This is a genomic window from uncultured Pseudomonas sp. (assembly GCF_943846705.1).
Taxonomy (GTDB): Bacteria; Pseudomonadota; Gammaproteobacteria; order Pseudomonadales; family Pseudomonadaceae; genus Aquipseudomonas.
Genome location: NZ_OX044366.1, coordinates 2319239 through 2331937 on the forward strand (window position 1 = coordinate 2319239; position 12699 = coordinate 2331937).

The following is a 12699-nucleotide window of genomic DNA, read 5'->3' on the forward strand; positions in this document are numbered from 1 at the left end:
GTGCCCAACCAACGATTTACAGGACAGACGAACGACCATGAGCGACCAACAACTCGACCAACACGAACTGCAACAGGAAGAAAACAAGCTGATTGCCCAGCGCAAAGAAAAGCTTGCTGCCATCCGTGCGCAGGGCAACGCTTTCCCTAACGACTTTCGCCGTGACTGCTACTGTGCCGACCTGCAGAAACAGTACGCCGAGAGGACTAAGGAAGAGCTGGCCGAGGCCGCGATTCCGGTCAAAGTGGCCGGGCGCATCATGCTCAACCGTGGCTCGTTCATGGTGCTGCAAGATATGACCGGGCGTATTCAGGTCTACGTCAACCGCAAGACCCTGTCCGAAGAAACCCTGGCCGCAGTGAAAACCTGGGACATGGGCGACATCATTTCCGCCGTGGGCACCCTGGCCCGTTCCGGCAAGGGCGACCTCTACGTCGAAATGACCGAAGTGCGCCTGCTGACCAAGTCACTGCGCCCGCTGCCAGATAAGCACCACGGCCTGACCGACACCGAGCAGCGCTACCGACAGCGTTACGTTGACCTGATCGTCAACGAAGACGTGCGTCAGACCTTCCGCGTGCGCTCGCAGGTGATCGCGCACATCCGTAGCTTCCTGATGCAGCGCGACTTCCTTGAAGTGGAAACGCCGATGCTGCAGACCATCCCCGGCGGTGCCGCGGCCAAGCCGTTTGAAACACACCACAATGCGCTGGACATGGAAATGTTCCTGCGTATCGCCCCGGAGCTGTACCTCAAGCGTCTGGTGGTTGGCGGCTTCGAGAAGGTCTTCGAGATCAACCGCAACTTCCGTAACGAAGGCGTTTCGACTCGGCACAACCCCGAGTTCACCATGCTCGAGTTCTACCAGGCCTACGCCGACTACGAAGACAACATGGACCTGACCGAGGAGCTGTTCCGCGAGCTGGCGCAGCTGGTGCTGGGTTCGACTGACGTGCCGTACGGCGACAAGGTGTTCCACTTCGGCGAGCCGTTTGTGCGCCTGTCGGTGTTCGACTCGATCCTCAAGTACAACCCGCAAATCACTGCTGCCGATCTGCAGGACATCGACAAGGCCCGCGCTATCGCCAAGCAAGCCGGGGCCAAGGTGCTCGGCTTCGAAGGTCTGGGCAAGCTGCAGGTGATGATTTTCGAAGAGCTGGTCGAGCACAAGTTGGAGCAGCCGCACTTCATTACTCAGTACCCGTTCGAGGTCTCGCCGCTGGCACGTCGCAACGACGAAAACCCCAACGTCACCGACCGCTTCGAGCTGTTTATCGGTGGCCGCGAGATCGCCAACGCCTACTCCGAGTTGAACGATGCCGAAGATCAGGCCGAGCGCTTTATGGCGCAGGTGGCCGATAAAGACGCCGGTGACGATGAAGCCATGCATTACGACGCCGACTTCGTGCGCGCGCTGGAGTACGGCATGCCGCCGACCGCAGGGGAAGGCATCGGTATTGACCGCCTGGTGATGTTGTTGACCAACTCACCGTCGATTCGTGACGTGATCCTGTTCCCGCATATGCGCCCGCAAGCCTGATGCTTAAAAAGCCGCCTACGGGCGGCTTTTTATTGCCTGCAATGGGATGTTTTTTGCGATTTACTGACTAAGTCATAGGTCACTGTGAATAACCGCCAGAGGATTGCCCTGCTGTGACAGCCAAGCCCGCCCAAGAAAGCGCCACCCTGGTGGCCAATGCCATCGCTGAGAGCGTTCAATACCAGGGCCGCAAAGCCAGTCGTCAGGGCAGCGAGCAGCGCCGTCAGGCTATTCTCGATGCGGCCATGCGCATTATCGTGCGTGATGGCGTGCGCGCTGTGCGTCACCGCGCCGTAGCGGCCGAGGCCGCGGTGCCGTTGTCGGCCACGACCTATTACTTCAAAGATATTAATGACCTGATCAGCGATACCTTCACCCAGTTCGTCGAGCGCAGTGCGGCGCATATGGGGCAGTTTTGGCAGGGCACCGAGGGCTTGCTGCGTGAGCAGGTGAGCAACCTGGATGGTAGCGCCGAAGCGCGGCGGCGGCTGGCCAATGAAATCGCCCGGTTGGCCGTGGAATACGTGCGTGAGCAGTTGTCGAGCCGCCGTGAGCACCTGCTGGCGGAGCAGGCCTTTCAGCAGGAGGCCTTGCTCAATCCACGCTTGCGCGGGTTGGTGCGTGCCCATCGACAAATTCTGCTACAGGGCGTGACGCACTTCTTCGAGGTGCTGGGTTCGCAGCACGCGGAGCAGGATGCCAAGCTGTTGACGGCGATTATCGTACGCATGGAATATCAGGGCCTGCTCGATGGTGTCGATCATCTGGACAGTGAGGAGATGTTGGCCATGCTTAAACGTTATATGCACTTGGTACTGGGCCTCTAGTCCGGTCAACTCGCTCACAAGGAGAGTCTAATGAACGCCTGGCGCGTGCTGCTTGCCGTGTCCTTCCTGTTGCTGGGTGGCTGCCTGGTTACCTTCAAGGACCCAATCCCCGCCCATGAAGCCGCCCCAATTCCTCTGCTTGGCGAGTGGTCGCGCAAGAATGAGTGGGGCGAGCAGCAGTATCTGCAAATCACTCGGGCCGGCTCCAACGTCTACAAGGCGCGAGCCTATATCGACAGCTTGGATAACCTGCAAGGCGTTGAAGAATATGGCTTTACCGTGGCTCATCATGGTCGGCGCTGGTACCTGTCAGCGGGGTTGCCGAAAAGTTTGGGGGCGAATTTCGCCATTGCCGGCTTTGAGCTGACCACTGACAACGAACTGGTGATCTACAACCTGGATGTCGATCGCATCCTCCAGGAGGTGGAGCAGGGCGTGTTGCAGGGTGAGTTGGTCGAGGCGGCGGAAGGCGACGGCGTGCTAATCAGCAGCCCGCTGGAGCAGGTATTCGGCTACCTCGACGATCATGCTAATTCGGATGTGTTTGTTGAAGTCGCGCGCTATCAGCGTGTGGGCGATTAGTGGGGAATGGGGAACGCATGAACAGTCATACCGAGTTGGACGATTATCAGTTGGTTGTGCGTGCACTGTCCGATCGTTTGGTTGAGGCGCAAACACCGATTCGTGTCCTGGATGCGGTGAAGTGGGACGACTCGATTCGTAGCGAGTTTCTCAAGCACAAGGGTAAAAAATTACCCGCCGTCGACCGTGCCTACTACGCCAGTCGGCCGCTGCCCTTTGATGCGGCAGGGAAGAAGCTGGAGTTTCAGAATATTGAGCGCGACATCACCCGTCAGCTCGGCCAGTTCAACCCGGTGGGCAAGATCATGCGGCGCATGTGCCGCGAGTACCGCATGGTCATCCGTATGCTTGAAGCGCGCGGCACCGAAGATTTTGGCCTGATCAGTCAGGAACTCTACGGCGCGGCGTCCGATGCCTTCCACGCCGGTGATCCGACGCTGGCCGATCTTGGCCTGATGTTTTCGGACTTCCTCAACAACATCGACCAGCGCGGTGACCTCAAGGATGAGGCCAAGACCTTGACCGCCAAAGAGGCGGTCAACCTGCTGCAGCACCGCTTAAACAAGGTGTTTGGCGAGGCGGAAGAGACCATTCGGGTGTTCGAGTCCGACGGTATTCTGGCTGATGCGGCGGCGGGTGCCGATTACATCAAGATCCGCGCCGATGCGATGTTCAACGAGCGTGACGTCAAGGCCCTGGAAGTGCACGAAGGCTTGGTGCATGTGGCAACCACCCTGAATGGGCAGAATCAGCCAATTTGCACCTTTCTGGCCAAAGGCCCGCCATCTTCGACTGTGACCCAGGAAGGTCTGGCGATCCTCATGGAGGTGATTGCTTTCGCCTCTTACCCAACCCGTTTGCGCAAACTGACCAACCGTACCCGCGCCATTCATATGGCTGAAGAGGGCGCAGATTTTCTGCAAGTATTCGACTTCTACCGCGAGCAGGGTTTCAGCCAGGAGCAGAGCTACAGCAATGCTAACCGGGTGTTCCGCGGCTCAACCCCTAGCGGTTTGCCTTTCACCAAGGACCTGTCCTACCTGAAAGGCTTTATCATGGTTTACAACTACATTCAGTTGGCCGTGCGCAAAGGCAAGCTGGAGCAGATTCCGCTGTTGTTCTGCGGCAAGACCACCCTCGAGGACATGCGCTCGCTGAGCCAGTTGGTGGATGAAGGGTTAGTCGTCGCGCCCAAGTACCTGCCGCCGCAGTTCAGCGACCTCAACTCGTTGTCGGCCTGGATGTGTTTCTCTAACTTCCTCAATCACCTGAGCCTGGATCGCATCGAAGCCGACTACGCCAATATCCTCTAGTAGCTACTGCGGGCTTCGCGCGTTATGCGGCGTGCAGACCTTGTGACCCACATGGATGTGGGAAATGCCGCTACTCGTAGGGAACGGGCGCGGCCCTGCTCTTCGCTCGTTACGCTCCTAGCCCTTAAGTTAGGGGCGCTGTAACCCGGATGGAAATCCGGGGCAGCCTTCGCAGGCACAGAACCCTCGTCTAATTGGTCAGGAGCCGCCGCATGCCCAGCCATCAACTCGACTACGAAATTCTTGGGGCCTCCGCGCAGAGTGTGGAGATCATTCTCGATCCCGGTGAAACGGTGATCGCCGAGGCTGGGGTGATGAATTACATGACCGACGGCATCCACTTTGAAACGCGCATGGGCGATGGCGCGGCTGCGGGTGTGCTGGGCAAGCTATGGAGCATGGGCAAGCGCATGCTGACGGGCGAGTCGCTGTTTATGACGCATTTTTCCAATGCCGGCAAAGCCCAGGCCCGGGTGGCTTTTGCTGCTCCTTACCCCGGCACCGTGGTGCCGATTCAGTTGGCCGAGCATGGCGGTACGCTGATCTGTCAGAAGGACGCCTTTCTCTGCGCGGCCTACGGCACAGCAGTCGGCATCAGCTTTAACAAACGCCTGGGGGCGGGGTTCTTCGGCGGTGAAGGTTTTATCCTGCAAAAGCTTGAAGGTGACGGCCTGGCCTTTGTGCATGCCGGCGGTACGGTTATTCGCAAGCAGCTAAACAAAGAAACCCTGCGCCTGGACACCGGTTGCCTGGTGGCCTTTACCAGCGGTATCGATTACGACATCGCCCTGGCGGGCGGGCTGAAGAGCATGCTGTTTGGTGGCGAAGGTATTCTCCTGGCCACGCTCAAGGGCACCGGCACCGTGTGGGTGCAGAGTCTGCCGTTTTCACGGCTGGCCGAACGTATTTACGAGGCGACCTTCAAGGCCCGCGAGGAAGTGCGTGCTGGCGGCAAGTAATGCGGCAATCTGGGACTTTTCAGGTGCCTGGGTTTGTTGCAAGCTGCGCCGCCTAATGCTCAGCCCGCCCATTGTTAACCCCGAGAGTCTGTTATGAGTGAAGTGAACCCTGTCCCGCTGATCCTTACCGCTATCGGCAGCATCTGCGCCACAGTGGCTGTGCTCAGCTATTACGGCTACCTGCATATCGCCAAACCGGAGGATGCCTTGCTGCTGTCCGAGTTCACCATGCTCAAGACTGTTCCGGGTGAGGACTACAAGGTCTCGCTCAAACCTGCTAGCCAGGTGGCTCAGTGCATCGATAGCGTGTTGGTGATGTTTGACCTGGAGCAGAAGGGGCTGAGCGGTGTGCTGGTCGACCAGCGCAAGCAGGCCGTACGTTGTGTGGACGAAAGCGCTCCGGCTATCGCTCAGTAAATCAACGGCGCTGGCGCGTCCGCGTTAGCCTTAGCGTCGCTTTACCTGTCGGTGCAGAGGTGGCCAGTCGTGTGCAGGTGCGTGTGTATGGATGGCCGCGTTGTCTGCTTTTACAGCAATGCAACTCAGCGACCTGAGTACCGCTAGGGTTGCGGCTGTTGTTCAGGTCGCTGCCATCGCCAAAGTAACGTCTTATTTGCGCTTAGCGCCTTAGCGGCGTGGCGCCACTGCATCGGCACCGTTAGATACAGTCACCTCGACACGACGATTCATCGCGCGTGCTGCCGGAGTGCTGTTGTCGGTAAGCGCATACTCCTCACCGAAGCCGCGTGTAGCAATGCGGTTGATGTCCACACCCTGGCGAGCCAGTGCGTGTTTTAGCCCATCAGCGCGGCGCTGGGACAGTTCTAGGTTGTATTGGTCTGAACCGGTGCTGTCGGTAAAGCCTTCCACGAGCACCTTGCGCTCCGGGTTGTCCTTAAGGAATTGCGCGAGGGTCTGCACTTTACCGAAGGCGCTGGGTCGTAAATCAGCCTTGTTCAGGTCGAACAGCACATCCCCAAAGGTAATCATCGCGCCGCGCTCGGTTGGCTTGGCTTGCATTGACTCCTGCAAGCTACGGATTTGCGCGTCGCGTGCCTCAAGGCGTGCGCGTGCACGAAGGTTGGCCATATTGCCGAGCTTTTGTTCGGCAATTCTCAGCGCAATGGTGTGTTTGGCGAGTTCGACTTTTTGGTTGGCCACATAGGCCAGTTGGTCGACGGACTCTTCGTCTTCACCCTCGCGATAAGCCTGGTCGGCATTGTCTAGGGTCTTCTCGGCTGCCTGGGTTTCCAGGGCCGCTAGCTTGAGTGATTGAGGGTCACTTTCCAGATTGGCGTAGTTGGCGCGGGCCTGCTCAAGGTTGTCGTTAGGGGGCGTTGCGCACGCGGTAAGGCCTGCGCTGAGAATGAATAGGGCGGGAAGCATGATGTGTTTATGCATGATCTGATTCCTCATGGGAGGCAGGTTACGTTAGGCGACTGGACGTAATAATCATTCGGCGCTGCGCAAACCTTCCTCGCGCAGTTCTTCGACACCTTTCTCGGCATCCATTACGGCCTTCTCTGCCTTAGCTGCGCGGGCCTTACGCTCTGCTACCCGAGCGTCCCACTCGGCCTGTTCGGCAAGGTTGCTTGCCTGTGCATAGTTCTTGTCGAAATTGGCCTGCTCGGCCAGACGAGATTTGTCGCGTGCAGACTTCAGTTCCAGTGGAGCAAACTCGGCAGCCCCGGCTGTTTCTGCCGCTTTTACCGCCGTATTGGTCAAAGCGAACTGATCTGTTGGTGGGTTTCCGGCACAACCGGCCAGAAACACCGCTCCGACCAAGGCCAAGGTTTTCAGTGAGCGCGTTGCGGGAAACTTGAACATGGTTTGCGACTCCTGCGTGATTGGCACATAGGGGTGCCTCAGTTTTGAAGTGTAGTAGTTGATGGCTAGAGCGCTCAGAGCTAGAGCTCTGGGGCGGTCTGGCTTTATGCTGAGAGGGCGCTGCCGGCGATCTGCGCGGTAGCTGATTGCTGTCAGTGCTCGGTATTGTCCTGCTGCTAGCTTAGCTCGCGCAGATGCTTGCGTGACAGGGCGAGGAAGCGCGGCGTCAGGCCGATGTCTTCATACAGAGGGTCACCCAATTCATCGGTGGCTACCACTTTGTTGCCCTTGACGTAGGGCAAGCTGGCTTCCAGCTCTTCGAGGGCTGCCCCGAGCAGCTCACCAAGCAGTTCTTCGACGTGGTGTTTGGGGTACATCTCCTGCAGCGCGGCCAGGCGTGCGGCGGCTTCCAGGTCGAGATGGATCTGATAGGGTGTGGCGCTCAGTCGCCCCTGGGCGTTTTCCTGCCAGTGTTGAACCAGCTCGTGAATTTTCATGATGGCCTCGTGTCCGTTCGGTGCCCGGCGACTCTTGCTCGGGCTTGCCCTATTAAGACTAGTGCTTGCGCTGATAAGTGCGCTGAGGGCGTCGCGCACTTGTAAGAAGTTGGCGCGCTGGGCACTCTGCAAGCAGGATCAGTGGAGGCAATAGTCATGGCAGAAATCGATGCGCGTTTGCGCGAAGACGTCCATCAGCTCGGCGAACTGCTGGGTGACACCATCAGGGTGCAGCATGGTGCGGCTTTTCTCGACAAGATCGAACGTATCCGTAAAGGGGCCAAAGCCTCTCGCCAGGGTTCAAGGGAAGGCGCGGAGCAACTCAGTGCAACCCTGAATCAGTTGGCGGACGACGAGTTGTTACCGGTGGCGCGGGCGTTTAACCAGTTTCTCAACCTGGCCAATATTGCCGAGCAGTACCACCGCGTGCGCCGCCGAGCGCCGGGTGAAGCGCAGCCGTTTGAAGACAATATCCTCGCCGAGCTGCTACAGCGCTTGTCCACCCACGGCCATAAAGGTGAGGCGCTGGCCCGCCAGTTCGGCCGGTTGGATATCGAGCTGGTACTGACCGCCCACCCTACCGAAGTGGCACGGCGCACCCTGATTCAGAAATACGACGCCATGGCTGAGCAGTTAGCCGCCGGCGATCATAGCGATCTCTCGGCGGCCGAGCGTGAGCAGGTCAAACAACGTCTGCAACGGTTGATTGCCGAAGCCTGGCACACCGAAGAGATTCGCCGCAGCCGGCCGAGCCCGCTGGATGAAGCCAAGTGGGGCTTCGCCGTGATCGAACATTCACTCTGGCACGCCATCCCTAATGTGCTGCGCAAGGCTGACCAGGTGCTGCATAGCGCTACTGGGTTGCACCTGCCGCTGGATGCGGCGCCGATTCGTTTCGCCTCCTGGATGGGCGGTGACCGCGATGGCAATCCGAATGTCACCGCCAGCGTGACCCGTGAGGTGCTGTTGTTGGCACGCTGGATGGCGGCTGATCTGTACCTGCGTGATATCGACCAGCTGGCCGCCGGGCTGTCCATGCAGCAGGCCAGCCCGGCGTTGCTGGCGCGGGTGGGGGAGAGTGCCGAGCCGTACCGCAGCCTGCTTAAGCAGTTGCGTGACCGTTTGCGTGCCACCCGCAGCTGGGCTCAAGCGGCCTTGCAGGAAGATCTGCCGCCACCCTCGGCGGTGCTGCAGAACAACCGCGAGTTGTTCGAACCGCTGCAGTGTTGCTACCAGTCCCTGCATGACTGCGGCATGGGAGTGATTGCCGATGGGCCGTTGCTCGATTGCCTGCGTCGCGCCGCCACGTTTGGCCTGTTTATGGGGCGCTTGGACGTGCGTCAGGACGCCAGCCGGCACGTGGCGGCCATGAGTGAAATTACCGATTATTTAGGCCTGGGGCGTTACGCGGAGTGGGATGAAGAGGCACGCTTGGCGTTTCTGCAGGGTGAGCTAGACAACCGCCGACCATTGCTGCCGGGGCATTTCAAACCCAGTGGTGAGACCGAGGAGGTGCTGGCGACCTGCCGTGAAGTGGCTCGCGCACCTGCTGCGTCCCTGGGGTCCTACGTGATCTCCATGGCCGGTGCCGCCTCCGATGTACTGGCCGTGCAACTGCTGCTTAAAGAAGCCGGGTTACAGCGGCCGATGCGGGTGGTGCCACTGTTCGAGACCCTGGCCGACCTGGATAACGCCGGCCCGGTGATCAGTCGGCTGCTGGCACTGCATGGCTATCGCGCGCGGCTGCAGGGGCCGCAAGAAGTGATGATCGGCTACTCCGACTCGGCCAAGGACGCCGGCACCACGGCTGCCGCTTGGGCGCAGTACCGCGCGCAGGAAACCCTGGTGCAAGTGTGCCGTGAGCAGGATGTTGAGTTGTTGTTGTTCCACGGTCGCGGCGGCACGGTGGGGCGCGGTGGCGGCCCGGCGCATGCGGCGATTCTGTCGCAGCCGCCCGGTTCGGTAGCGGGGCGGTTCCGCACCACCGAGCAAGGCGAAATGATTCGTTTCAAATTCGGCATGCCGGATATCGCCGAGCAGAACCTCAATCTGTACCTAGCGGCCGTGCTAGAGGCCACTTTATTGCCGCCACCCAGTCCTGAGCCCGCTTGGCGCGAGCTGATGGACAAACTCGCCAGCGACGGCGTCAGCGCCTACCGGGCGGTGGTGCGCGAGCATCCGCAATTTGTCGATTATTTCCGCCAGGCCACGCCAGAGCAGGAGTTGGGCCGCTTACCCCTAGGCAGTCGCCCAGCTAAGCGGCGCGAGGGTGGCGTGGAAAGTTTGCGGGCGATCCCGTGGATTTTCGCCTGGACCCAAACCCGCTTGATGTTGCCAGCCTGGCTGGGCTGGGAAGCGGCGCTGAGCAACGCCATACAGCGTGGCGAAGGTGAATTGCTCGGGCAGATGCGCACGCACTGGCCGTTCTTCCGCACGCGCATCGATATGCTGGAGATGGTGCTGGCCAAGGCTGACGAATCGATCGCCAGCCTGTATGACGAGCGTCTGGTCGAGCCCGCGCTGCAGCCGCTGGGGGCGCATTTGCGCGGCCTATTGTCGCAGGCGGTGTCCTCCGTATTAGGGTTGACAGAGCAATCGCAGCTCTTGGCACACAGTCCCGAAACCCTCGAGTCGATCAGCGTGCGTAACACTTACCTGGACCCGCTGCACTTGCTCCAGGCTGAGCTTTTGGCGCGCGCGCGGCAGCGCGATAATCAGGCCGATAGCCCTCTGGAACAGGCGTTGTTGGTCAGTGTGGCGGGTATCGCAGCAGGTTTGCGCAACACCGGTTAGCGCATTCCAAGGGCTTATTTATGGCTTCGGCGGCGTGCGTGTAGCGCGTCGCCGGCAGCGCTATCGGTCTGGGGCGGTCGTAGACGTATCCGACTTTAGGTGGCTTGTGCGCTATGGGTGCGCTGTGTATCTTGATCGGCCTTTCGGCACTATGGCCCTTGTTGTCAGCGCTGCCTAAACCATTCTGAGATTGGCCCCACGAGGCGAATCCGACCGATTTCCACTTAAGTTTTGAGGAGCACATCGATGCGCGTGATTTTGCTGGGAGCGCCCGGTGCCGGTAAAGGTACCCAAGCTGGTTTCATCACCAAGAAATTTGGTATTCCGCAAATCTCCACCGGTGACATGCTGCGTGCTGCGGTCAAGGCCGGCACTGAGCTGGGCCTGGCCGCCAAGAGCGTCATGGACAGTGGTGGTCTGGTTTCCGATGACCTGATCATCAATCTGGTCAAGGAACGCATCACCCAGGCCGATTGTGCCAATGGTTTTCTCTTCGATGGTTTCCCGCGCACCATTCCGCAGGCTGAAGCTCTGAAGGAAGCTGGCGTGATCATCGACAATGTGCTGGAAATCGCCGTTGATGATGAAGAAATCGTCGGCCGTATCGCCGGTCGCCGTGTGCACCCGGCGTCGGGTCGCGTTTACCACACCGAGCACAATCCGCCGAAAGTCGCCGGTATTGACGACGAAACCGGTGACGAGCTGATCCAGCGCGAAGACGACAAAGAAGAAACCGTGCGTCATCGCCTGTCGATCTACCATTCGCAAACCAAACCGCTGGTAGATTTCTACCAGAAGCTGGCTGCCGTTGACGGCACGCCGAAATACAGCGCCATTGCGGGCGTCGGTTCGGTTGATGAGATCACCGCTAAGGTACTGGCTGCGTTGAGCTAAACCTCAGTTGCTGTCAGACAACGCCCCGCTTTTGCGGGGCGTTGTCGTTTTTGCACATAAGCGCGGTTGGCCTCTGCGGCGTGATCGCAGGCCAAGCGTCAGCTTGATGGCCTGTCATGTCTGTAGCGCACCGCTCTGTCGCCTGACAGGCCGTGGCGCTGGCAAAAAACACGTTAAACCGTTTTAATGCCCGCCCATTTCGTCACCTGTCCGAATGCAATGACCACTCTCCTGGCCCTGGATACTGCCACTGAAGCCTGCTCCGTTGCCTTGCTGCATGACGGTAAGGTGCTCAGCCACTATGAAGTGATTCCGCGCATGCACGCCCAGCGTCTGCTGCCGATGATCAAGCAGCTGCTGGCGGACGCTGATGTGCCGTTGTCGGCGCTCGACGCGATTGCCTTTGGTCGTGGGCCAGGGGCATTTACCGGCGTACGGATTGCTATCGGTGTGGTGCAGGGCCTGGCATTTGCTTTAGAACGCCCGGTGTTGCCGGTGTCCAACCTGGCCGTGCTGGCTCAACGCAGCTTGCGCGAGCATGGCGCGCAGCAGGTCGCTGCGGCCATTGATGCGCGTATGGATGAAGTCTACTGGGGCTGCTATCGCGCCGAGCAGGGCGAGATGCGCTTGGTCGGCGTTGAGGCCGTATTGCCGCCAGAACGCGCCAGTCTGCCCGAGGATGCGGCGGGTGACTGGTTCGCCGCCGGCACCGGCTGGGGGACGTTTGCCGCGCGCATCCCGGTGGTGGCCACTGGGCAAGATGTTGCGATGTTGCCGCATGCCGAAGATTTACTCAGCCTGGCACGATTTGCCTGGGCGCGTGGCGAATCGGTTGCCGCCGACCTGGCGCAGCCGGTTTACCTGCGCGATAAGGTCGCCACGCCCAAGGCGCCGCTCTGAACGGCCACACGTTGTGGCGCTACTGCACCTGCCGTCGCGTATCTGCGACGTTTCACGGCGTTTGATTGCCAAGCGGCCCCGGTGGGGGCTAAATTGGCTATGACTTGCCCCCATTGTTGGCTAAGTAAACCGAGCAGTAACTGATGCGTATCGACGGTTTTACCTCATCTTATTCGCCAGACCGCAGTGCCCGCCCGGGTTCTGCGGTTACCCCATTTCGCGAAGCGCAGCGCGAGATAGAGGCGCGTCGTGAGCAGCCAGCATCACCGGCCAGCACCCAGGGTCTTGAGTCCGTCGCTCAGGCACGAAAGGTCGAAGCGGGCAATGCCAGCAGCGACAGCCTGCCTAGCCGTTTGCAAGATCAGCTGTATCAGCCGCCGCTGAACAATCGCGCCGCTCAAGCTTTGGCCAGCTACAGCTCAACCGCCAGCTTCGCCAGTGAGGCAGATGCTCAGCAAGTGCTGGGTCTCGATCTCTACGCCTAGAAGACCATTGCGAAACTACTGCGCTCGGCTATGCCGCGTTGATATCAGCTTCGGAATGCTCATGTACAACTCGTACACTGCG

General features: G+C 59.7%; 13 protein-coding genes. 10 read left to right on the top strand and 3 right to left on the bottom strand.

Annotated elements, in window-relative coordinates; translation table 11 throughout:
- The first annotated feature begins 37 nt into the window (after positions 1 to 37).
- The 6 genes from lysS (at position 38) to Q0V31_RS10810 (ending at position 5638) form a co-directional block, all read left to right on the top strand.
- Positions 38 to 1540 carry a lysine--tRNA ligase gene (gene lysS, locus Q0V31_RS10785; protein WP_298187662.1) on the top strand — a complete coding sequence of 501 codons (1503 nt, stop codon included), beginning with the start codon at positions 38 to 40 and terminating at the stop codon, positions 1538 to 1540.
- Between the two features lie 113 nt (positions 1541 to 1653).
- A complete protein-coding gene (locus Q0V31_RS10790) occupies positions 1654 to 2367 on the top strand; it encodes a TetR family transcriptional regulator (RefSeq protein WP_298187663.1) in 714 nt (237 codons plus the stop codon).
- Between the two features lie 30 nt (positions 2368 to 2397).
- Entirely contained in the window at positions 2398 to 2949 is a 552-nt protein-coding gene (locus tag Q0V31_RS10795; RefSeq protein WP_298187664.1) for a hypothetical protein, read from the top strand.
- Positions 2950 to 2966: 17 nt separating this feature from the next.
- Positions 2967 to 4262 (top strand): flavohemoglobin expression-modulating QEGLA motif protein, encoded by a 1296-nt coding sequence (locus tag Q0V31_RS10800; RefSeq protein WP_298187665.1) that lies wholly within the window; start codon positions 2967 to 2969, stop codon positions 4260 to 4262.
- Between the two features lie 212 nt (positions 4263 to 4474).
- The gene (locus Q0V31_RS10805; protein ID WP_298187666.1) at positions 4475 to 5221 is read left to right on the top strand and encodes a TIGR00266 family protein; all 747 of its coding nucleotides are present in this window, start codon (positions 4475 to 4477) and stop codon (positions 5219 to 5221) included.
- A 93-nt stretch (positions 5222 to 5314) separates the two neighbouring features.
- A complete protein-coding gene (locus Q0V31_RS10810) occupies positions 5315 to 5638 on the top strand; it encodes a hypothetical protein (RefSeq protein WP_298187667.1) in 324 nt (107 codons plus the stop codon).
- Positions 5639 to 5848: 210 nt separating this feature from the next.
- Here the strand turns inward: Q0V31_RS10810 and Q0V31_RS10815 are convergent, their stop codons facing one another.
- The 3 genes from Q0V31_RS10815 to Q0V31_RS10825 all read right to left on the bottom strand — a co-directional run bounded on the left by Q0V31_RS10815 (position 5849) and on the right by Q0V31_RS10825 (position 7545).
- Positions 5849 to 6622 (bottom strand): OmpA family protein, encoded by a 774-nt coding sequence (locus Q0V31_RS10815; protein ID WP_298187668.1) that lies wholly within the window; start codon positions 6620 to 6622, stop codon positions 5849 to 5851.
- Positions 6623 to 6673: 51 nt separating this feature from the next.
- A complete protein-coding gene (locus Q0V31_RS10820) occupies positions 6674 to 7048 on the bottom strand; it encodes a DUF4398 domain-containing protein (RefSeq protein ID WP_298187669.1) in 375 nt (124 codons plus the stop codon).
- Between the two features lie 176 nt (positions 7049 to 7224).
- Positions 7225 to 7545 (bottom strand): pilin assembly protein, encoded by a 321-nt coding sequence (locus tag Q0V31_RS10825; protein ID WP_298187670.1) that lies wholly within the window; start codon positions 7543 to 7545, stop codon positions 7225 to 7227.
- A 156-nt stretch (positions 7546 to 7701) separates the two neighbouring features.
- On the opposite strand from Q0V31_RS10825, the gene ppc reads away from it, so the two are divergent.
- From ppc to Q0V31_RS10845, 4 genes are all read left to right on the top strand, one after another.
- The gene (ppc, locus tag Q0V31_RS10830; protein ID WP_298187671.1) at positions 7702 to 10338 is read left to right on the top strand and encodes a phosphoenolpyruvate carboxylase; all 2637 of its coding nucleotides are present in this window, start codon (positions 7702 to 7704) and stop codon (positions 10336 to 10338) included.
- Positions 10339 to 10584: 246 nt separating this feature from the next.
- The gene (gene adk / locus Q0V31_RS10835) at positions 10585 to 11232 is read left to right on the top strand and encodes an adenylate kinase (RefSeq protein ID WP_298187672.1); all 648 of its coding nucleotides are present in this window, start codon (positions 10585 to 10587) and stop codon (positions 11230 to 11232) included.
- A 219-nt stretch (positions 11233 to 11451) separates the two neighbouring features.
- Positions 11452 to 12132, top strand: a complete 681-nt coding sequence (gene tsaB / locus Q0V31_RS10840) for a tRNA (adenosine(37)-N6)-threonylcarbamoyltransferase complex dimerization subunit type 1 TsaB (RefSeq protein WP_298187673.1) — start codon at positions 11452 to 11454, stop codon at positions 12130 to 12132.
- Between the two features lie 143 nt (positions 12133 to 12275).
- Entirely contained in the window at positions 12276 to 12617 is a 342-nt protein-coding gene (locus Q0V31_RS10845; protein ID WP_298187674.1) for a hypothetical protein, read from the top strand.
- Positions 12618 to 12699 lie beyond the last annotated feature (82 nt).